This window comes from Sphingomonas sp. Sphisp66 (assembly GCF_047324325.1).
GTDB lineage: Bacteria > Pseudomonadota > Alphaproteobacteria > Sphingomonadales > Sphingomonadaceae > Sphingomonas.
Genome location: NZ_CP168508.1, coordinates 584,409 through 605,284, shown reverse-complemented (window position 1 = coordinate 605,284; position 20,876 = coordinate 584,409). Strand labels below are relative to the sequence as shown.

The 20,876-nt window shown below is 67.5% G+C and carries 22 protein-coding genes; 12 read left to right on the top strand and 10 right to left on the bottom strand.

The features are described 5' to 3' along the window. Positions 1-125: 125 nt before the first annotated feature. Positions 126-659, top strand: a complete 534-nt coding sequence (infC, locus tag ACEN8G_RS02860; RefSeq protein ID WP_116838799.1) for a translation initiation factor IF-3 — start codon at positions 126-128, stop codon at positions 657-659. Next, complete coding sequence (locus tag ACEN8G_RS02855) at positions 659-1,522, top strand: family 16 glycosylhydrolase (RefSeq protein WP_413415246.1); 864 nt, start codon at positions 659-661, stop codon at positions 1,520-1,522. Before infC ends, ACEN8G_RS02855 begins: the two co-directional genes overlap by 1 nt. 208 nt (positions 1,523-1,730) lie before the next feature. Here ACEN8G_RS02855 and ACEN8G_RS02850 read toward each other — a convergent pair whose 3' ends face one another. The 7 genes from ACEN8G_RS02850 to ACEN8G_RS02820 all read right to left on the bottom strand — a co-directional run bounded on the left by ACEN8G_RS02850 (position 1,731) and on the right by ACEN8G_RS02820 (position 8,601). After that, positions 1,731-2,222, bottom strand: coding sequence for a hypothetical protein (locus tag ACEN8G_RS02850; protein WP_413415245.1), 492 nt, complete (start codon positions 2,220-2,222; stop codon positions 1,731-1,733). After that, a complete protein-coding gene (locus ACEN8G_RS02845) occupies positions 2,222-2,605 on the bottom strand; it encodes a VOC family protein (RefSeq protein ID WP_413415244.1) in 384 nt (127 codons plus the stop codon). The genes ACEN8G_RS02850 and ACEN8G_RS02845 overlap by 1 nt, the downstream gene beginning before the upstream one ends. Before the next feature lie 15 nt (positions 2,606-2,620). Continuing rightward, on the bottom strand, positions 2,621-5,371 hold the full coding sequence (locus ACEN8G_RS02840; RefSeq protein WP_413415243.1) for a [protein-PII] uridylyltransferase: 2,751 nt from the start codon (positions 5,369-5,371) through the stop codon (positions 2,621-2,623). A gap of 199 nt (positions 5,372-5,570) precedes the next feature. Beyond that, positions 5,571-6,380, bottom strand: a complete 810-nt coding sequence (locus ACEN8G_RS02835; RefSeq protein ID WP_413416874.1) for a ferredoxin--NADP reductase — start codon at positions 6,378-6,380, stop codon at positions 5,571-5,573. A 54-nt stretch (positions 6,381-6,434) separates the two neighbouring features. Beyond that, on the bottom strand, positions 6,435-6,833 hold the full coding sequence (locus ACEN8G_RS02830; RefSeq protein ID WP_413416872.1) for a hypothetical protein: 399 nt from the start codon (positions 6,831-6,833) through the stop codon (positions 6,435-6,437). Between the two features lie 81 nt (positions 6,834-6,914). Then, complete coding sequence (locus ACEN8G_RS02825) at positions 6,915-7,349, bottom strand: DUF1003 domain-containing protein (protein WP_184000796.1); 435 nt, start codon at positions 7,347-7,349, stop codon at positions 6,915-6,917. A gap of 283 nt (positions 7,350-7,632) precedes the next feature. Then, entirely contained in the window at positions 7,633-8,601 is a 969-nt protein-coding gene (locus ACEN8G_RS02820; protein ID WP_413416870.1) for an SDR family NAD(P)-dependent oxidoreductase, read from the bottom strand. A 140-nt stretch (positions 8,602-8,741) separates the two neighbouring features. Between ACEN8G_RS02820 and ACEN8G_RS02815 the strand changes: the two genes are divergently transcribed. After that, positions 8,742-9,311, top strand: coding sequence for a TetR/AcrR family transcriptional regulator (locus ACEN8G_RS02815; protein ID WP_413416868.1), 570 nt, complete (start codon positions 8,742-8,744; stop codon positions 9,309-9,311). Positions 9,312-9,508: 197 nt separating this feature from the next. Here the strand turns inward: ACEN8G_RS02815 and grpE are convergent, their stop codons facing one another. The 3 genes from grpE to ACEN8G_RS02800 all read right to left on the bottom strand — a co-directional run bounded on the left by grpE (position 9,509) and on the right by ACEN8G_RS02800 (position 11,788). Then, complete coding sequence (gene grpE / locus ACEN8G_RS02810; RefSeq protein ID WP_413416866.1) at positions 9,509-10,063, bottom strand: nucleotide exchange factor GrpE; 555 nt, start codon at positions 10,061-10,063, stop codon at positions 9,509-9,511. Between the two features lie 10 nt (positions 10,064-10,073). Continuing rightward, complete coding sequence (gene hrcA, locus ACEN8G_RS02805) at positions 10,074-11,117, bottom strand: heat-inducible transcriptional repressor HrcA (RefSeq protein WP_413416864.1); 1,044 nt, start codon at positions 11,115-11,117, stop codon at positions 10,074-10,076. A 158-nt stretch (positions 11,118-11,275) separates the two neighbouring features. After that, positions 11,276-11,788 (bottom strand): DUF6438 domain-containing protein, encoded by a 513-nt coding sequence (locus ACEN8G_RS02800; RefSeq protein WP_413416862.1) that lies wholly within the window; start codon positions 11,786-11,788, stop codon positions 11,276-11,278. Between the two features lie 105 nt (positions 11,789-11,893). On the opposite strand from ACEN8G_RS02800, the gene rph reads away from it, so the two are divergent. The 9 genes from rph to nirD all read left to right on the top strand — a co-directional run bounded on the left by rph (position 11,894) and on the right by nirD (position 20,851). Further along, complete coding sequence (rph, locus tag ACEN8G_RS02795; protein WP_413416860.1) at positions 11,894-12,607, top strand: ribonuclease PH; 714 nt, start codon at positions 11,894-11,896, stop codon at positions 12,605-12,607. Beyond that, positions 12,604-13,236: an RdgB/HAM1 family non-canonical purine NTP pyrophosphatase gene (gene rdgB / locus ACEN8G_RS02790; protein ID WP_413416858.1), complete on the top strand. Its 633-nt coding sequence runs from the start codon at positions 12,604-12,606 to the stop codon at positions 13,234-13,236. Before rph ends, rdgB begins: the two co-directional genes overlap by 4 nt. 102 nt (positions 13,237-13,338) lie before the next feature. Next, the gene (locus ACEN8G_RS02785; protein WP_413416856.1) at positions 13,339-13,515 is read left to right on the top strand and encodes a hypothetical protein; all 177 of its coding nucleotides are present in this window, start codon (positions 13,339-13,341) and stop codon (positions 13,513-13,515) included. A 70-nt stretch (positions 13,516-13,585) separates the two neighbouring features. Next, positions 13,586-14,167, top strand: coding sequence for an ANTAR domain-containing response regulator (locus ACEN8G_RS02780; protein WP_184000787.1), 582 nt, complete (start codon positions 13,586-13,588; stop codon positions 14,165-14,167). After that, positions 14,164-15,372 carry a CmpA/NrtA family ABC transporter substrate-binding protein gene (locus ACEN8G_RS02775; RefSeq protein WP_413416853.1) on the top strand — a complete coding sequence of 403 codons (1,209 nt, stop codon included), beginning with the start codon at positions 14,164-14,166 and terminating at the stop codon, positions 15,370-15,372. The genes ACEN8G_RS02780 and ACEN8G_RS02775 overlap by 4 nt, the downstream gene beginning before the upstream one ends. Positions 15,373-15,572: 200 nt before the next feature. Further along, entirely contained in the window at positions 15,573-16,859 is a 1,287-nt protein-coding gene (locus tag ACEN8G_RS02770) for a nitrate/nitrite transporter (protein WP_413416851.1), read from the top strand. Continuing rightward, complete coding sequence (locus tag ACEN8G_RS02765; RefSeq protein WP_413416849.1) at positions 16,859-18,040, top strand: alginate export family protein; 1,182 nt, start codon at positions 16,859-16,861, stop codon at positions 18,038-18,040. The genes ACEN8G_RS02770 and ACEN8G_RS02765 overlap by 1 nt, the downstream gene beginning before the upstream one ends. A 10-nt stretch (positions 18,041-18,050) precedes the next feature. Further along, positions 18,051-20,516, top strand: a complete 2,466-nt coding sequence (gene nirB, locus ACEN8G_RS02760; RefSeq protein WP_413416847.1) for a nitrite reductase large subunit NirB — start codon at positions 18,051-18,053, stop codon at positions 20,514-20,516. Next, complete coding sequence (gene nirD / locus ACEN8G_RS02755; RefSeq protein WP_413416845.1) at positions 20,513-20,851, top strand: nitrite reductase small subunit NirD; 339 nt, start codon at positions 20,513-20,515, stop codon at positions 20,849-20,851. The genes nirB and nirD overlap by 4 nt, the downstream gene beginning before the upstream one ends. Positions 20,852-20,876 lie beyond the last annotated feature (25 nt).

The following is a 20,876-nucleotide window of genomic DNA, read 5'->3' as shown; positions in this document are numbered from 1 at the left end:
CGCCACACTGCGCGGAATTTCGGCGGAAATGCAGGTGCCGGGCTACCGAAGCTTCGTTTCCTGCGTTATTGAGCCGCCCAAACGCCGAGTCTGCAACAACAGGAGCAAGTCGTATACGTCCGCCCATGAATCGCCGCTCGATGGTGGCACCGCCGATGAACGGTCCGCGGTTTAACGAATTCATTCAGTCGCCCAAGGTCCGTGTGATCGACCATGAGGGCGAGAATCTCGGCGTGATGTACACGCGCGAGGCGATCGAGCAGGCGCAGGAGCATGGGCTCGACCTGGTCGAAGTGTCCCCCAATGCGGACCCGCCCGTCGCCAAGTTCCTCGATGTCGGCAAGTTCAAGTACGAGGCCCAGAAGAAGGCCAACCTCGCCCGCAAGAGCCAGAAGACGCAGGAGATCAAGGAGATCAAGATGCGTCCGAACATCGACGATCATGACTATGATACGAAGATGAAGGCCGTTCACAAGTTCATCGGCGAAGGCGACAAGGTGAAGATCACCCTGCGCTTCCGTGGCCGCGAGCTTTCGCACGGCCAGCTCGGCATGAACCTGCTGAAGCGCGTCCAGGAGGATTGCGCCGAGGATGCCAAGGTCGAGAGCTATCCGCGCATGGAAGGCCGCCAGATGCTGATGGTGCTGGCGCCCAAGTGATGCACAAGGCGCGAGGGCTGCTCATCGCGGCCCTCGCCGCCCTTCCCCTGCCCGTGGCGGCGCAGGAAACCACTGCTGCCTCTTCCACCACTTCCGAGACCAGCGAGCCGATGGCGGTTCCCGCCGGCTACAAGCAGGTCTGGGCTGACGAGTTCGACCGGTCCGGCGCCCCGAACCCCAAGAAGTGGCGCTACGACACCAGCCGCAACAAGGCAGGCTGGTACAATAACGAGCTCCAATATTACGCCGCCGACCGCCGCGAGAATGTCCGCGTCGAGAAGGGCCATCTCGTCATCGAGGCGCGCAAGGAGCGGCTGGCCGACCGCCCCGATTTCGGCGGGCAGGACTATGCCTCGGGCAAGCTCGTCAGCCCCGCTTCCTGGACCTATGGCTTCATCGAGGTCCGCGCCAAGCTTCCCTGCGGCCGCGGCATCTGGCCGGCGATCTGGATGCTCGGCACCGACGGCAAGGCCGGCTGGCCGGCGCTGGGCGAGATCGACATCATGGAGCATGTCGGCTGGGACCCCGGCCGCGTCCATGGCACGATCCACACCAAGACCTACAACCATGTCGCCCACACCCAGCGCGGCGCGAACATGCTGGTACCGGACGCCTGCACCGCCTTCCACAGCTACCAGCTGGACTGGAATGCCGAGCGCATCCTGATCGGCATGGACGGCCGTGCCTTCATGCGCTTCGACAACGACCACAAGGGCGACCTCGCCGCCTGGCCGTTCGACAAGCCTCAGTACCTGATCCTCAACGTCGCCGTGGGCGGCTGGGGCGGACAGAAGGGCATCGACGACGCGGCGTTCCCGGCGCGGATGGACGTCGACTATGTACGGGTGTGGCAGAAGCGCTGAGCAGCTTCCTACAACGCGACTCGGGCGCGACGCCGGAAGTTCACTAAAGTCACACCACTGGAGAGTTTCGCGGCGCGCCATATGGCGGATTCCGCAATATTCTTGCGCGGGTGTGATCCTATTTTTCCAACAGATTCAAAGAGCAGCCGTCACCAGGACCGGCCGCGCAAGCCAAGCAGGCAAAATCCTACATTGCAAGCGCACGCCATCAGCGGTCCGCCGTGCACCACACGGCCAGCCGGTCAACCGGCTCCGCGAACTCGATGAGCACGGCGATCTTGCGGTAGCTCGGCTCGGCACTGGTAAGCTGATAGCCTTCCAGGAGCAGAAGCCTGGCCTCCGCACCGTAACGCGCCTGAAGGATCGTACCGTACCCTTCGTCGCTGTCAGCACCAGCGAACAAGCCGGCCCGAACGAGGAGGATCGGACCGGATGTCACCAACCGATCACCCGGGCCGAGCAGCGCAGCCGCCTCGTTCCGATCGAGCGGGATCATCGGAACCTTGTCGAGCCGCGCCTTCGCGCGGGCCTGCAAATCCCAGCGCACCAGGTGAAGCGGTCCACCGCTAGGCTGACCACTCTTTATCGTGTCCAGGATTTTCTCAGCCCCCATGGCGGGATAGCTGGCACCGCACCAACCATGCGCATCCGGGACGGGCTGCACACCGTGGACAAGCAACGCGATGAGCAGAGACGCCATCACGCCGCCGGTGGCTCCCACAGTTCGATCGGGTTGCCCTCGGGATCGTGGATGCGGGCGAAGCGGCCGGTTTCCGGCGTGTCCCATTCGTCCTTCGTCACGATCTCGATGCCGCGGGCGTTGAGCTGCTCGAGCAGGCTGTCGAGATCGCGCACCCGGAAGTTGAGCATGCAGCTCTTGTCCGGCGCGAAATAGTCGGTCGTCGCCTTGAACGGCTCGAACACGATCGGGCCAGGCTCGGGATGCCAGAACCAGGGGCTGGTCTGGCCGCTCTCGTCCGTACCGAAGCCGCCGCCTACGCCGAGCACCTCGCCGTACCAGGCCTTGAGCCCCTCGGGATCCTGCGCCCGGAAGAAATAGCCTCCAAATCCCACAACCGGCATCGTCATCCCCTTTCGTCAGGCGGCCTCTGCCACCGTCCCGTCAGCTGCCGCGGCTTCGAGCAAGCGGCGCTCGATCGTCTTCAATCGCGACCCGGCCTCGATCTTATCGCCGATCAGATCGGTCAGGTAGAAGGTATCGACCGCCCGCTCGCCATAGGTGGCGACATGCGCGGAGTGGATCGTCACCTTCGACTGGAACAGCGCATAGGCGAGGTGGAACAGCAGCGCCGGACGATCTCGCGCATTGATCTCGACCACGGTGAAGCGGTTCGAGGCGTTGTTGTCGATCAGCACGTTCGGCTCGATCGCGAACGCTTCAGCGCGCGGGCGGACGAGCGGCTTGGCCTTGAGCCGATCCTGCAGCTTCGCCCGGTTGGCCAGCGCATCGGCGATCGTCGTCTTGATCCGGTTGAGCCGCGCTTCCTCGTCGAACGGGCGGCCGAGCGGATCCTGGATCAGGAAATTGTCGAGCGCCATGCCGTCGCGCGTGGTGTGGATGCGTGCGTCGATGATGTTGCCCCCAGCGACATGGATCGCGCCGGCGATGCGGTAGAACAGGCCGGGATGGTCGGCGGCATAGACCGTCACCAGCGTCGCGCCGCGCTCAGGATAGACCTGCGCCTCGACCGAGAGCTGGGCATCGCCCGCCGCGTCGATCTGCTTCGCGTTGCGCTCGAGCACATCGGCCGGCTCGGCGATCCAGTAGCTCTCGGTCATCCGCTTCCTGAACGCGGCCATGCGCGGTTCGTCCCAGCGGAGCATGTCGGCCAGCTCCTGCTGCTTGGCCGCGATCCGCTCAGTCCGGCCGCGCTGCTTGTGGCCGAGGCGGAGCACTTCCTCGGTGCCGTCATAGAGATCGGCGAGCAGCTGACGCTTCCAGCCATTCCACACGCCCGGCCCCACCGCGCGGATGTCGACGATAGTGAGCAGCAGCAGCATGCGCAGCCGCTCGGGGCTCTGCACCTGGCCGGCGAAGTCGAGGATCGTCTTGAAGTCCGACAGGTCGCGCTTGAAGGCGGTGGCGGACATGATCAGGTGCCAGCGCACCAGCCAGGCGACCGCCTCGGTCTCGGCCGGGCTCATGCCGAGCCGCGGGCAGAGGCGCTCGGCGACCTCCGCGCCCAGGATCGAATGATCGCCGCCGCGCCCCTTGGCGATGTCGTGGAGCAGCACCGCGACATAGAGCGCGCGGCGCTGGGCGATCTGCTTGAAGATGCTGGTGCCGAGCGGGTGATCGTCGCGCAGCTCGCCCTTCTCGATCTGGCTGAGCAGGCCGATCGCCCGGATCGAATGCTCGTCGACCGTGTAGTGGTGGTACATGTCGAACTGCATCTGCGCGACGACGCGGCCGAAATCGGGCACGAAGCGGCCGAACACGCCGGCCTCGTTCATCCAGCGCAGCACCGTCTCGGGATCGCGCGGGGACGTCAGCACGTCGAGGAACAGCGCGTTGGCGCGCGGATCATCGCGAACATCGTCCACCAGCTTGGCGTCGCGGGCGGCGACGCGCATCGCCAACGGATGGACCTCGAGCTTGTGCAGGTCGGCGAGCTGGAACAGCTCGATCAGGCGGACCGGATCCTCGCGGAAATAATCGTCGCGGGGGATCGCCAGCCGGCCGCGATCCAGGGTGAAGCCCTTGAGTTTCCTAGGTCTTCTCCACAGCTGGGGGAAGCCGAAGCGCGAGCCGCGGGCGGCGAACTTCTCGTCGAGATGGGCGAGGAACACGCCTGTCAGGTCGCCCACGCCCTTCGCCTGGAGGAAGTAGAAGCGCATGAAGCGCTCGACCTTCGACATGCCGGGGCGGTCGGCATAGCGCATCCGCTCCGCGATCTCGCGCTGGACGTCGAAGGTCAGCCGGTCCTCGGCGCGGCCGGTGATCAGATGGAGGTGGCAGCGCACCGCCCAGAGGAAATTCTCGGCACGGCGGAACTGGCGATATTCGAGCTTGGTGAGCAGCCCCTTCTCGACCAGCTCGGCGGTCTCGCGGACGTTGTAGGCGTATTTGCCGATCCAGAAGAGCGTGTGGAGGTCGCGCAAGCCGCCCTTGCCCTCCTTGATATTGGGCTCGACGACATAACGGCTGTCGCCCATCCGCTTGTGCCGTGCCTCGCGCTCGGCGAGCTTCTCCGCGATGAAGGCGCGCGCGGTATCGGCCTGGACCTCGTTCTTGAAGCGCGCCGCGGCCTCGTCATAGAGGCTGGTGTCGCCCCAGACATAGCGCGCCTCGAGCAGCGCGGTGCGCACGGTGACGTCGGCCTTGGACTGGCGCACCATCTCGTCGAGCGAGCGCGACGAATGGCCGACCTTCAGCTGCATGTCCCAGAGGGAATAGAGCATCGATTCGATCACCTGCTCGCACCAGCCGGTGACCTTCCACGGGGTGATGAAGCCGATATCGATATCGGAATGCGGCGCCATCTCGCCGCGGCCGTATCCGCCTACCGCGATCAGCACCATGCGCTCGGCCGCGCTGGGATTGGGATTGGGGTGGAGCCGCTCGACGGTGAAGTCCCAGAGCAGGCGGAGCAGCTGGTCGATCAGGAAGGCGCCCGAGGCGGCGATCTCGTGCCCGCGCGAGGGGTGCTCGGCGAGGCGGCGGGCGATCTCGGCCCGGCCGGCGTCGAGCGCGGCGCGGAGCTCCTTCGTGCCGGCGGCGCGCAGCTTTGCGCCGTCCTTGGCGTGCAGCGCGTGCAGCCGCTCGGCAACGCCGCGCCGGTCGATCAGCGCGCGGCGGTTCGGGACATTGTCGAAGCGGCTGGACATGTGGGGGAGATAGGGCGCCGAGGCGTATACGTCACGTGCTCAATTCCTCCCCGAGCTCGTCTCGGGGAGGGGGACCGTCGGCCGCAGGCCGGTGGTGGAGGGGCAGATACGAGAAGGCCGTCGCTGTCGCGACGGCCCCACCACCACTCGCTTCGCGAGCGGTCCCCCTCCCCCAGCAAGCTGGGGGAGGCATCCATTGTCAGCCGACGAAGGCGCGTTCCAGGACGAAGCTGCCGGGGTTGGCGTTCGAGCCTTCCGAGAAGCCATGGCCCTCGAGCATCTGCGCGAAGTCCTTGATCATCGCGTTCGAGCCGCAGAGCATGACGCGGTCGGTCTCGGGATTGAGCTCGGGATGGCCCTGGACCGGCGCCTTGAACAGCCAGCCATTCTCGATCAGCTGGCCGATACGCCCCGAAGTGCGGAACGGCTCGCGCGTCACGGTGGGGATATAGTGGAACTGGAGCAGCGCCTGGTCCGCCACCAGCGGATCGTTGGCGAGCTGCGCGGTCAGCTCGTCATGATAGGCGAGGTCGCTGACCCGGCGGGTCGAGTGGACGATCACCACCTGCTCGAACCGGTCATAGGTGTCCGGATCGCGGGCGATGCTGAGGAAGGGCGCCAGGCCGGTGCCGGTCGACAGCATGAAGAGGCGCTTGCCGGGCAGCAGCGCGTCGGCGACCAGTGTGCCGGTGGGCTTCTTGCCGAGATAGACCTGGTCGCCCGGCTGGATCAGCTGGAGGCGCGAGGTGAGCGGGCCGTTCTCGACCTTGATCGACAGGAACTCGATCTCGTCCGACCAGGTCGGGCTGGCGATCGAATAGGCGCGCATCAGCGGCTTGCCCTCGCCTTCCAGGCCGATCATCACGAACTCGCCGGCGCGGAAGCGGAAGCTGGCCGGCCGCTCGATCGCGAAGCTGAACAGATGCTCGTTCCAATGCTTCACCCAGCGTACCGCGCCCGTCTGGAAGGCGGGGTGCTCGGGCAGGATGATGGGCGGGCGGGCATGCATATTCACGAAGTCGGCTCTTTCCAATTCCACGGTGCGCTGCAACGTACTTTTCCTTCAACGCGCGAAAGCAACGGCGATACGCGCCACCGCCACGGAAAGCGGAAGGCGCGCTTCGGGTTTCACGATCTGCTCGATGACCGCGTCGACGCGCGGCTGCGCGCCCGCGCGTGCTAGCGCATGCAGCGAAAGGAGCAAGGCCTCGTCATCGCCTATTTCCGCCGCGAAGGGCGGTTTGAAGCAAAGTTGGGACAAAGCCTCGCGCTCGATCAGCAGCATCGCCATGTTGAGATCGGGGAGCAGCTCGACGAGCCCGCGCCCGCGCAGGGCCGGGGCGAGCACGCTGCACGGGCAGCGCCCGGCGCGCATCGTCGCCACCCATTGCCGCATCGAGGTGAGCAGCAGCTGGTCCGTATAGGAGAGCTGGCCGGCGGAGCGATCGAGGAACTGGTACACTGGCGATCCCCTGCCCGCGGGGTATCCACGGGCCGAGATCGCCATAGAGTTATTTGCGAATGATTAGCAATAGCGTAGTTTTCAATCGACCCGCGAAAGCCGCGCGATCTCGGCGGTGAGCAGGTCGATCTTGTGGTGCAGGCTGTCGATCTGCGCCTCGGCGCGCAGATTGGTCTCGTAATCGAGCCGCGCCTCGAACCGGTCCTTCGCCGCCTGGCGGTTCTGGCTCATCATGATGATCGGGGCCTGCAGCGCGGCGAGCATCGACAGCATCAGGTTGAGGAAGATGAAGGGGAAGGGATCGAAGGCATGCGCCCCGAGCAGGACGGTATTGAGTACCGCCCAGGCGCCGAGGAACAGCCCGAAGCTGATGATGAAGCCCCAGGAGCCGCCGACCGCGGCGACCCGATCGGCGAGCTTCTGCCCGAAGGTCTGCCGCTCGTCGAACAGCGCATGGGGATCGCGACCCACGCTGAAGAAGCGAAGATCCGCGAGGAAACGGATGGCTGCGTTCATAATACACCTCACTGCCGACCGGCCGCCCGGGGCGGCTGCGCAGGAGGTGAGCGGATCAGCTCAGCGCGGCGGCCCTGGACGGCACGGTCGATCGACTATGGTCGTTGCTGGACATGACCCCATTCTCGGAGCTGGCGGTTGTGGCTGCACGGTTGTGCATCCGAGGGCGAGATGGTCCCCTCGCCCCCGGATTACAAATGAAAAAGCCGTCATGTTTGGAATGACGGTGAGCCTGGATTGAAATCTTCCCCCGCCGGGGGGAGGATTGCCGGTGGCGCTGCCCTTAGAAGCGCTCGCCGACCATTTCCTCGCTCTTCGCCCAGAGCGCCTTGGCATTCTCCGGATCGAGCGCATAGGAGCGCACGCCCTCGCTCACCGGGTTGATCAGGCCGTCGGTCACCTGCGAGACGTGGCAATTCTCGCAATAGCGCGCGGCGACTTCCTCCGCGGGAGCGACGAAGCCGGCCCAGACGGTGGTCGCGGCGCCCTGGGGGATGGTCTTCCACTGGAAGGGTGGCTGGCCCTGCGCGGCAAGCTCGGCATTGATCCGGGCGATCACCTGCTCGAGCGTCTCCTCGCCGATATGGCGGCCAAGCTCGGTCTGGATGCCGCCGGGGTGGAGCGCGGTGGCGCGGACGCCGCGGTCCTTGTGGCGGCGGTCGAACTCGACGGCGAACAGGATGTTAGCGGTCTTCGAGCGGCCATAGGCGACCATCGGCTCATAGGCGGTGTGCTCGAAATTCGGATCCTCGAGATCGACGTTCGAATAGCGGTGGCCCGAGGAAGCGAGGTTCACCAGCCGGCCGTCGTCCCGGATCAGCGACGCGATGCGATTGACGAAGACGAAATGGCCGAGATGGTTGGTGCCGAACTGGGTCTCGAAGCCATCGACGGTCTGACCGAGCGGGGTGGCCATCACGCCGGCATTGGCGATCACCACATCGAACTGGCGGCCGTCGGCGACGAGCCTGTCGGCAGCAGCGCGCACGCTGGCGAGCGAGGCGAGGTCGAGCTCGATCAGTTCGAGGCTTCCGCCATGCGCTGCCTGGTCGCGGACGATTTGGGTCGCGCGCTCGGCCTTGGCGAGGTCGCGGGCGGCACCGACCACCTGCGCGCCATGCGCCGCCAGCACCCGCGCGGTCTCGACGCCGAGGCCTGCGGACACGCCGGTGACAAGCACGCGCTTGCCGCTCAGATCGACGCCGGCGAGCACTTCGTCGGTGGTGGAAGCTGCATTGAAAACCTGGGTCATTGCCTGTCTCCGTCACGCGGACGCACGGCTCCACCGGCCGCGGGCCCCTTGCCCGGCGACCTGGGAAAGACTAAGTGGAGGGCGTCTCCGGAAATAAATACGGAGGCATCCTCCGCTTTTCAAGGGACCTTTGCACGCGCGTGATCGAAACCGTCGATTCCCCCTCCCGCAAGCCGCGCGCCGATGCCGAGCGCAACCGGCTGCGGCTGCTCGACACGGCCAAGGCGGTGTTCGGCGAGAAGGGCCCGAGCGCGAGCCTGGAGGAGATCGCGCGCGAGGCCGGGGTGGGCATCGGCACGCTCTATCGCCACTATCCGACGCGCGACGCACTGATCGAGGCGGTCTATCGCAACGAGACCGGGCAACTTGCCGCCGCGGCGACGCGCCTCAGCGAGGCGCATCCGCCGGTCGAGGCGCTGCGCCAATGGCTGCTGCTGTTCATCGACTATCTCGGCACCAAATATGGCATGGCGGCGGTGTTCGGATCGGTCACCGGCGGCACCGCGGCGCTCTATGCCACCTGCAACAGCGGTACTCCCGAGGCGATCGCGCTGCTCACCGGCCGTGCGGTGGCGAGCGGCGAGGTCCGGCTCGACATGGACCCGATCGACCTGCTGCGCGCAATCGCCGGCGTGGCGAGCGCGGGGCCGGGCTGGCAGGATACGGCGCGGCGGCTGGTGGATATCCTGATCGCGGGGATGCGGGTTTAGGGGGCGCTACCCTACAAATAGGCTTTCCCCGGCGAAGGCCGGGGTCCAGTCTCAGCGTGCGCGGCGAAGACGCGCCAAGGCGCGTGACTTTCAAGTCTGGGCCCCCGCCGTCGCCGGGGAAAGAAGAAGAAGGGATCAGCGCATAAAAAGGGCCGGGGAGTTACCCCCGGCCTCTTAATCTCGCGATGTCCGCCGAATCAGTCCGGCTTCTTCGCCACGCCGACCAGCGCCGGGCGCAGCAGGCGGTCGCGGATCATGTAGCCGGCCTGGATCTCGGCGACGATCGTGCCGGGCTCGGCATCAGCGCTCGGCATTTCCATCATCGCCTGGTGGCGGTTGGGATCGAGCGCCTCGCCCAGCGCGACGATCTTGGAGATGCCGTGGCGGGCGAAGACCGAGTCTAGCTCGCGGCCGGTCGCCTCGAGGCCGGTGACCAGGCCCTTGAACTTCTCGTCGTCCTTCAGTTCCGCGGGAATCGCGGCCAGCGCGCGCGTGAGATTGTCCGCCACCGACAGCACGTCGCGCGCGAACGCGGTCGCGGCATAGGTCTTGGCGTCCTGCGCTTCCTTCTCGGCGCGGCGGCGGACATTCTGCGTCTCCGCCTGGGCATAGAGCACCGCGGACTTGAGCTCGGCGAGCTGCGCCTCGAGCTCGCCCGCGCGGTCATGCTCGGCCACTTCGGGCGCGCCTTCCGCGGTTTCCGCACGCAGCGTCGTGTCTTCCGAGTCCGTCACCTTCGATTCTTCCGTCATATTTCCCTGTTCAGGCCAGTAGTCGGGCCAAAGTGGCCGCCGTGAAATCCACCATGGGGACGACGCGCGCATAGTTCAACCGAGTCGGGCCGATCACGCCCACCACGCCGACCACGCGGCCGTCGAGCGCGCGCACCGGCTTGGCGATCACCGACGACCCCGACAACGCGAATAGTTTGTTTTCCGATCCAATGAAGATTCGCGTCGCTTCGCCCTCGCGTGCCGAATCGAGCAGCCGGGCGATCTCCTCCTGCCCTTCGAGCTGGTCGAGCAGCTGGCTGACCTTGTCGAGATCCTCGGCCGCGGCGGTGTCGATCAGCCGGGCCTGGCCGCGCACGATCAGCACCGGGCGGCGGCCGCCATCCTCGCTCCACACGGCGAGCCCGCGCTCGACCAGCGCCGCCGCCGCGCTGTCGAGTGCCGCGCGCTGCGCGCCGAGCTCGCGCTCCGCCCGGGCAAAGGCCTGGCTGAGCGTCAGCCCGCCAAAGGTGGCGGAGAGATAGTTGGCGGCGCGCTGAAGGGCGGTGGGATCCATGCCGCCGGGCACCTCGACCACGCGATTCTCGACCGAGCCGTCCTCGCCGACCAGCACGGCGAGCGCGCGGTCATGGCTCAAGGGCACGAAGCCAAACTGGCGCAGCACCGGCTCGGCCTTGGGGACCAGCACCAGCCCGGCACAGGCCGAGAGGCCGGAGAGCGCAGCGGTGGTGTTGGCCAGCGCCTCCTCCACCGGGCCGCGCTCGGCGGCGTTGCGCTCGATCGCGGCGCGCTCCTCGGCCGAGGGCGCGCTCGCCTGCATCATGCCGTCGACGAATAGGCGCAGGCCGGTCTCGGTCGGCATGCGGCCCGCGCTGGTGTGCGGCGAGGCGAGCAGGCCCAGCTCCTCCAGGTCCTGCATCACGTTGCGGATCGAGGCGGGCGACAGGTTGAGTCCGGAGATCTGCGCGATCGTCCGCGACCCCACCGGCGTGCCGGTGTCCAGATACGACTCGACCACCATGCGAAACACGTCGCGGGCGCGGTCGGTCAGTTCGCGGATCGGCGGGGTGGTCATGTCGCTCTATGTAGCGCGCGCATCTCGCCCGCCAACCTCTGCCGTCACCCCGGCCTTGTGCCGGGGTCCACCGGGAGGCGAGTCATGGACAGGAGGCGGGAGCGCAGAATGCGCGGCCTAGTGGACCCCGGCACAAGGCCGGGGTGACGAAACTGGCCTCAGGGCCGCTCGCCGATCAGGTCGTGGATCGGGAGGCCCTCGACCGCGTCGCCGAGCGCCTGGCCGAGCGGGCGGTTCTTCTCCGCGCGGCAGCCATAGTAGAAATACAGCCCCTGGCTGTCGCCGATCGCGCGGGTCCAGGTGACGTCGACGCTCGAGGCATCGGTCACCGCCGGCTCGCAATTCTTCTCGCCGGGGGCATAGCGGACCTGCCCGCTCGCGGGGCGGTACGGCGCCAGCTTCGCGGCGAAGGCATCGTACTGCGCAGGGGTGAGCTTGAACGCCCGCTCGCCGGTCACCGCGGTGAAGCGCTTGCCCTCGAACACTCCGGTGCCGTCGGGACGCACGGTGACGGCGTAGACCGGGCAGCGGCCATAGCAGGGGCCGGTCTCGTAGCGGATCGAATCGCTCTCGATCGCCACCGGCTTGCCCGGGCCGGCCGGCTCGCCACTCGGCCGCACACAGCCCGATAACGCCAGCACGCCAAGTCCGATGATCGCAAGCCTACGCATACCCTGTTCTCCCCACGGCCCTCTACACGGATCGCCCGCCAACACTGGCGCGTTCCGACCGTTCCGTCTACGTGGCGCACGAAACCTTGCAGGAGACTGAAGCAGATGCGCCCTTCCGGCCGCGCCCCCGACGAGATGCGTGCGATCACGATCGAGCCCCATTTCACCCGCCATGCCGAGGGTTCGGTGCTGATCAGCTTCGGGGACACCCGCGTGCTCGTCACCGCCAGCGTCGAGGAGCGGCTGCCGCCCTGGCTGAAGGGCAAGGGCGAAGGCTGGGTGACCGCCGAGTACGGCATGCTCCCCCGCGCCACCCACACCCGCGGCCAGCGCGAGGCTGCCAAGGGCAAGCAGTCGGGCCGCACCCAGGAGATTCAGCGCCTGATCGGTCGCAGCCTGCGCGCCGTCACCGACCTCAAGAAGCTCGGCGAGCGCCAGATCACCCTCGATTGCGACGTGATCCAGGCCGATGGCGGCACCCGCACCGCGGCGATCTCGGGTGCGTTCGTCGCGCTGCGCATCGCGGTGAACAAGCTCATGGCGCAGGGGCTGATCAAGGAAGACCCGATCACCGCGCAGGTCGCCGCGGTCTCCTGCGGCATCCACCAGGGCACGCCGGTGCTCGACCTCGACTATGTCGAGGACAGCGCCGCCGATGCCGACGCCAATTTCGTCCTGCTCTCCAACGGCAACATCGCCGAGGCGCAGGCGACCGCCGAGGGCGCGACCTATGACGAGGAAGGGCTGCTCCGCCTGCTCCGCCTCGCCCGCATCGGCTGCAACCAGATCTTCGAAGCACAGTTGAAGGCAATCGGATGAGCGGCGAAGGCGAAACTCCCCAGGCGATCCGCAAGCTGCAGCCCGGCAAGCTGGTGATCGCCAGCCACAACCAGGGCAAGGTGCGCGAGATCCGCGAGCTGCTCGGTCCCTATGGGATCGAGCCGGTCTCGGCCGGCGAGCTCGACCTGCCCGAGCCCGAGGAGACGGGGACGACCTTCGTCGCCAATGCCGAGCTGAAGGCGCTGCAGGCGGCCGACCTGTCCGGCCTGCCCGCGCTGGCCGATGATTCGGGCCTGTGCGTCGAGGCGCTGAACAACGATCCGGGCATCTTCTCGGCGCGCTGGGCGGGGCCGGGCAAGGACTTCGGGCTCGCGATGCAGCTGGTCGAGGACAATCTCGCCAAGCTGCCGCCCGAGACCAGCCGCGACGCGCATTTCGTCTGCGCGCTCGCGCTCGCCTGGCCCGACGGGCATGTCGAATGGTTCGAGGGGCGTGTGGACGGCACTCTGGTCTGGCCGCCGCGCGGCGATCAGGGCTTCGGCTATGACCCGATGTTCCTGCCCAACGGCCATCAGGAGACGTTCGGCGAGATGGCGCCGGCCGCCAAGCACGCGATGAGCCACCGCGCCGATGCCTTCCGCCAGCTCGTCGCGGCGGTGCTCGACTGAGAAACGTGATTCGCGGCGCGTTAAGGATTTATTTCCCGCAACTTCCCATCGAAACTTAAGTTATGACCCCTCGCTTACCAGAACTTCAGCGAGGGGTCGCAGATGGGTTCATTCCGCCAATGGGCGACGATGATACGACACGTCCACAAGACGCATACCGAAACGGGCATCGAGGAAGAGATGGGGGAAGAGCTTCTCGCGCTGGATGCGCCGAAGGCCCCGCGTGAACGCGCCGAGCGCGACACGCCGGCTAGCGGCGGCGAATCCTGCCCGCTGTGACGCACTGCCGCAACGTTGACCTGTGAAGCGACCGGCCTAGCCTCGCGCGCGTAGGCTTGGGGACCTGACGTTGCGTATTGCCATCATCGACGACAGCGGGCTGCGCGCCACGATCCTCGAGGAGGGTCTGCGCGATGCCGGCTTCGAGGAGATCGAAGTCGTGCCCCCGCACGGCGCCTTTGTCGCGCGGCTCGAGCGTATGGCGCCCGATGTCGTGCTGATGAACCTCGGCAACGCCAATCGCGATTCGCTGGAGGAGATGCTCGCGGTGAGCCGCGCGCTGGCGCGGCCGATCGCGATGTTCGTCGACCAGTCCGACGACGGGATGATCGGCGCGGCGATCGATGCCGGCGTCTCCGCCTATGTCGTCGACGGGCTGCGGAAGGACCGGGTGAAACCGGTTCTCGAGCTGGCGATCCGGCGGTTCAATGCCTTCTCCCGGCTGCAGACTGAACTGGACGCCGCGCGCACCGAGCTGGCCGAACGCAAGACGCTCGACCGCGCCAAGGCGATCCTGATGCAGAGCCGCGGGCTGAGCGAGCCCGAGGCCTATGCGCTGCTGCGCACCACCGCGATGAAGCAGGGGCGGCGGATCGTCGAGGTCGCCGAAGCCCTGATCACAGCCGCCGACCTGTTTGGAGACGGGCGATGACGCCGCTTTCGATCGCCTTCCTGCCGCTGACCGACAGCGCCCCGCTGATCGTGGCGCGCGAACGCGGCTTCGCCGAGGCCGAGGGCATCGCGCTGACGCTGGTGCGCGACACCAGCTGGGCGACGGTGCGCGACCGGCTGGTCTATGGCCAGGTGCAGTGCGCGCACATGCTCGCCCCGTTGGCCGTGGCGGTGACCCTGGGGTTGAGCCAGGCGCCCTGCGCGATCGCCGCGCCGTTCAAGCTCAACGACAATGGCAATGCGCTGACCCTATCCGCCGAGCTGGCCGCCGCGCTCGATCCCGATCCGCGCAACCGGGTCGAGGATCCGATCGCCACCGCGCACGACTTCGCCGCCGCGATCGGGCTGCATCGCCGCAAGCCGGTGATCGGCATCGTCCACCGCTATTCGAGCCATGCGCTGATGCTGCGCTACTGGCTGGCCTATGCCGGCGTGAACCCCGACCGCGACGTGACGCTGCGCGTGCTGCCGCCTTCGCTGATGGTCCAGGCGCTGCGTCTCGGCGAGATCGACGGTTTCATCGCCGGCGAGCCGTGGAGCAGCGTCGCGGTGGCCGAGGGGATCGGCGAGATCGCCGCCGCCGGGGTGAACATCTGGCAGCGCGGCGTCGAGAAGGTGCTCGCCACCCGCGCCGATTGGGCCGAAGCCAATGGCGAGACGCTCGGCCGGCTGCTCCGCGCGCTCGACCGCGCCGCCGCCTGGTGCGACGATCCGGCCAACCGCCAGAAGCTGGCCACCCTGCTCTCCCGCCCGGACCATGTCGGCCAGCCCGCCGACCTGATCGTCCAGGCGCTGGCCGGGCGGATGCCGCTGATGCAGGGCGGCGACGTGGTCGACCTGCCCAATTTCACCGTCTTCCACCGCGGTGCAGCGAACTTCCCGTGGCGCAGCCAGGCGCTGTGGATCTATTCGCAGTTCGTCCGCTGGAACCTGGTCGAGCCCAGCCCCGAGGCCGAGCGCGCCGCGGCCGGCGTGTTCCGCTCCGATCTCTACCGCAGCGCGCTGGCCGGGCGCGGCGTCGCCATGCCTGGGGCGAGCATGAAGGTGGAGGGCGCGCTGACCAGCCCCCTCGCCGCCGCCTCGCACGAAGGCAGCCTGACCCTGGCGCCCGACCGGTTCTTCGACGGCCGCGCCTTCGATCCGCAGGACCTCGAGGCCTATTTGCGCGGACTGAAACAAAGCTGAAATTTTTGCACTTGCGAAGAAACCCACTTCGCGTCAGCTTAAGCGAGTCGCCCGAATGGCCGGGTGACGCATATCGGATCTTCGCGGCGACGTAGGCGCGAGCATCCACCGGAATTCAGCAAAGCCGCTGTCCGATCCCCGCCCTCGCGGGAGATCGGCAGTGGCTTTTTTCGTGCCTGCGGCACAGGAGGGCAGAGCGGATGAAGATCGCGGAACTGGCGCGCGAAGGCTTCGAGGCGATCGGCGGGGGCGCCGACATCGACAGCTTCCCGGAGCGCAAGGCGAAGTCGGCATTCTGGAGCAGCGGCCACACGCCGACGCTGATCGCCGCCTTCCTCTATTTCGACCTGGCCTTCATGGTCTGGGTGCTGCTCGGCCCGCTCGCGCCGGAGATTGCCCGGGATATCGGGCTGAGCCCGGCGCAGAAGGGCCTGATGGTAGCGACCCCCACCCTCGCCGGCGCGGTGCTGCGCCTGCTCGTCGGCCTGCTTGCCGACCGGATCGGGCCGAAGCGCACCGGGGTGATCGGACAGGTGATCGTGATCGCCGGCCTGCTAACCGCCTGGCGGCTGGGCGTGCACAGCTTCGCCGGCACGCTGGCGCTGGGCGGCGTGCTCGGTTTCGCCGGCGCCAGCTTCGCGGTGGCGCTGCCGCTGGCCAGCCGCTGGTATCCGCCCGAGCATCAGGGCAAGGCGATGGGCATTGCCGGCATGGGCAATTCGGGCACGGTGCTCGCCGCGCTGTTCGCGCCGATGCTAGCCAAGGCGTTCGGCTGGAACGCGGTGCTCGGGCTGGTCTGCATCCCGCTGGCGATCGTGCTGGTTGTCTATGTGGTGCTCGCCAAGGACGCGCCGAACCAGCCCGCACCCAAGCCGCTCGCCGCCTATCTCGAGCCGCTCAAGACCGCCGATGCCTGGTGGTTCATGCTGTTCTACGGCGTCACCTTTGGCGGCTTCTCGGGCCTCGCCTCGTCGCTGACCATCTATTTCAGCGACCAGTTCGCGCTCAGCACGATCACCGCCGGCTATTGCACCGCGGCCTGTGTGTTCGCCGGATCGCTGGTCCGCCCGCTCGGCGGCGCGCTGGCAGACCGGGTCGGCGGGGTCGCGGCGCTCACCGCCGTCTACATCGTCGCGGCGATCGCGCTGCTCGGCGTCAGCACCTCGCCCGCCAGCCTCGGCGTCGCACTTACCCTGTTCGTCATCGCGATGCTGGCGCTCGGCACCGGCAATGGCGCGGTGTTCCAGCTGGTGCCGCAGCGCTTCGGCAAGGAGATCGGCATCCTGACCGGGCTGGTCGGCATGGCCGGCGGCGTCGGCGGCTTCTACCTCGCCTCCTCGCTCGGCTTTGCCCGCCAGGTGACCGGCGGCTTCGGCCCCGGCTTCCTGATCTTCGCGATGCTGGCGCTGGGCGCCCTTGCCGCGCTGACCTTCGTCAAGGGCAAGTGGCGGATGCGCTGGGCGGCGGCCGCGGGGGTGCGGATCTGATGCGGAGCCTGGCGCTCCTCCCCTTCGCGCTCGCCGCTACCCCGGCGGCGGCGCAGGAGATGAAGCCGCTGATCGACGCCCGGCTTCGCTATGAGGGCGTCGATCAGGCGGGGATCGCGAAGGACGCCGACGCACTTACGCTGCGCGTCCGCGCCGGATTCGAGCTGAAGCAGGGCGACTTCGCACTACTGGCCGAGAGCGAAGGCACGCTGGCGCTGGTCGAGCGCTACAACAGCAGCGTCAACGGGCGGACCGCCTATCCCACCGTGGCCGACCCCCAGAATGTCGAGATCAACCGGATCCAGCTCCAGTATCGCGGTCTGAAGGACAGCGTCTTCACCGCCGGCCGCCAGCGCATCGCGCTCGATGACCAGCGCTTCGTCGGCAATGTCGCCTGGCGGCAGAACGAGCAGACCTTCGATGCGGTGCGCATCGAGAGCAAGGCGCTGGGGCCAGTGGCGATCGACCTGACCTATGCCTGGGCGGCGCACACGATCTACGGTGTGGAGAGCCCGATTGCCGGGATCGGCGGCGACAATGTCTTCGCCGGGGCGACGGTGAAGCTGGGTCCGGTGACGGCCAAGGGCTTTGCCTATCTGATCGACCAGGACGCGACCGGACGGCGGCAATTTTCCAGCCAGACCTATGGCGGCCGCGCGACCACCACGCTGCCGCTGGGGCCGGCCAAGCTGTCGCTCGCCGCCAGCTATGCCCGCCAGTCGGACTGGCGGGACAACCCCAATCGCTATGCCGCCGATTACTGGCTGGCCGAGGGGCAGCTGCAGGTGAAGGCCTTCGGGCTGAGCGGCGGCTATGAAGTGCTCGGTGCCGACAAGGGGCTGGTCAACACCAGCTTCCAGACTCCGCTCGCCACGCTCCACAAGTTCCAGGGCTGGGCGGACAAGTTCCTCGTCACGCCCGCCGACGGCATCCGCGACCTCTATGCCGGGGGCAGCTATGCGCTGGCGCTGGGCAAGGCACCGACGGTGACGCTCCAGGCGACCTATCACCGCTTCGACAGCGACCGGAACGCGCGCCTTTATGGCGAGGAATGGGATCTGCAGCTCGGCTTCAAGCCGGCCAGGCACCTCGCCGCCCTGATCAAATATGCCGATTACCGCGCCGCCAGCTTCGCGACCGATACGCGCAAGCTGTGGCTCCAGCTCGATTTCAGCCTGTGAGTGACCAAGCATGACGCATCACATCGAACGCCCGCATCTGGTGGTGATCGGCAACGGCATGGCCGGTTGCCGCGCCGTGGAGGAACTGCTCGCCCGCGATCCGAACCGGTATCGGGTGACGATCTTCGGCGCCGAGCCGCATGTGAACTACAACCGGATCATGCTCTCGCCCGTGCTGGCCGGCGAGAAGACGTTCGACGAGATCGTGATCAACCCGCGCGACTGGTATGACGGCAACGGCATCGAGCTGGTCGCGGGCGACAGCGTCACCGGGATCGACCGCGAGGCACGTACCGTCACCGCCGCCAGCGGGCGCAGCGTCAGCTACGACAAGCTGCTGATCGCAACCGGCTCCGATCCCTTCATCATCCCGGTGCCGGGCAAGGACCTGCCGGGCGTGATCAGCTTCCGCGACATGAAGGATGTCGACGCGATGCTCGCCGCTGCCGAGGGCGGCGGCGATGCGGTCGTCATCGGCGGCGGCCTGCTCGGGCTCGAGGCGGCGCACGGCCTCACCCTGCGCGGCATGAGGGTCACCGTGCTCCATTTGATGCCGACGCTGATGGAGCGCCAGCTCGACGAGGCGGCAGGCTGGCTGCTCAAGTCCGAGCTCGAATCGCGCGGCCAGACGATCCTGACCGGCGCCGACACTGCCGAGATCCTGGGTACCGATCATGTCGAGGGCGTGAAGCTCAAGGACGGGCGGGTGATCCCGGCGAGCCTGGTGGTGATGGCGGTGGGCATCCGCCCCTCGACCGCGCTTGCCCGCGAGGCCGGGCTGGCGGTGGGGCGCGGCATCCAGGTCGACGACCACATGGTCACCAGCGATCCGGACGTGCTCGCGGTCGGCGAGTGCGTCGAGCATGACGGCAATGTCTACGGCCTGGTCGCGCCGCTCTGGGAGATGTGCCGCGCGCTCGCCGATGGGCTCGTCGAGGCGCCCACCGGCTATCGCGGCTCGGTCACCTCGACCAAGCTCAAGGTCTCGGGCATCGACCTGTTCTCCGCCGGCGACTTTTCGGGCGGTGACGGCGCCGAGGACATCGTGCTGCGCGACGCCAGCCGCGGCATCTACAAGCGCGTGGTGGTGAAGGACGACCGCATCGTCGGCGCGGTTCTCTACGGCGATACCGCCGATGGCAGCTGGTATTTCGATCTCCTGAAGAAGCAGGAGGACATTTCCGACCTCCGCGACCTGCTGATCTTCGGCCAGGCCTTTGCCCAGGGAGGGGGGCAAACGGACCCTAAGGCTGCCGTTGCGGCGCTCTCGGACGATGCCGAGATCTGTGGCTGCAACGGCGTGTCCAAGGGCCAGGTCGTCGCCTGCATCGAGAAAGGCGCGTGCAGCCTCGATGCGGTGCGCGCGGGGTGCAAGGCATCGGCGAGTTGCGGATCGTGCACCGGGCTGGTCGAGACTTTGCTCGCGGTGACGCTCGGCGACGCGGTCCAGTCCGGGCCCAAGACGATGTGCAAATGCACCAGCTTCGGCCATGACGATGTCCGCCGCGAGATCGTCGCGCAGGGCATGCGCTCGATCCCCGAGGTGATGCAGAAGCTCCATTGGTCGACGCCCGATGGCTGCTCCTCGTGCCGCCCGGCGCTCAACTATTATCTGCTCTGCGCGCTGCCCGGCGAATATCGGGACGACCAGCAGAGCCGCTTCGTCAACGAGCGGATGCACGCCAACATCCAGAAGGACGGCACCTATTCGGTCGTCCCGCGCATGTGGGGCGGGATCACCACCCCGCAGGAGCTGCGCGCGATCGCCGATGTCGTCGAGAAATACGACGCACCAATGGTCAAGGTCACCGGCGGCCAGCGGCTCGATATCTTCGGGATCAAGAAGGAAGACCTGCCCGCGGTCTGGGCCGATCTCAATGCCGCCGGCATGGTCTCCGGCCACGCTTATGGCAAGGCGCTGCGCACAGTGAAGACCTGTGTCGGCTCCGAATGGTGCCGCTTCGGCACCCAGGATTCGACCGGGCTCGGCGTCAAGCTGGAGCGCGGCTTCTGGGGCAGCTGGATGCCGCACAAGTTCAAGATGGCGGTCTCAGGCTGCCCCCGGAACTGCGCCGAGGCGACGATCAAGGATTTCGGCGTGGTCTGCGTGGACTCCGGATATGAGCTCCATGTCGGCGGCAATGGCGGCATCCATGTCCGCGCGACCGACCTGCTGGTGAAGGTCGCGACCGAGGAGGAGTCGCTCCACTACGCCGCCGCCTTCGTCCAGCTCTACCGCGAGGAAGCGCGCTATCTCGAGCGCACTGCGCCGTGGATCGAGCGGGTCGGGCTGCAGTACGTCAAAGACCGGATCGTCGAGGACGCGGAACGCCGCGACGCCCTCGCTGCCCGCTTCTGGCATTCGCAGACCTTCAGCCAGGACGATCCCTGGGCCGAGCGCGCCGCCGGCCAGGAACGCGAGCAGCACGCCCACATGGCTGCGTTCAAACCCATGCTCCAGGAGGAAATCGCATGATCGGCGAATGGCTCGACATCGGCTGGCTGCACGAGATCCCGGTGCGCGGCAGCCGCACCGTGCCGGTCGAGGGCGGTGAGGAGATCGCAGTGTTCCGCACCGGCGACGACAAGGTCTTCGCGCTGGTCAATCGCTGCCCGCACAAGGGCGGCCCGCTCAGCCAGGGCATCGTCCATGGCCACAGCGTCGCCTGCCCGCTGCACAACTGGAACATCGCGCTGGCGACCGGCCAGGCGCAGGGCGAAGACAAGGGTTGCACTCCGGTGATCCCGGTCAAAGTCAGCGGCGGACGGGTGCTGATCTGCCGCGCAAGCACGCTGAAGGCGGCGGCGTGAGGGAGAATTTCTCTTCTCCCTCTCT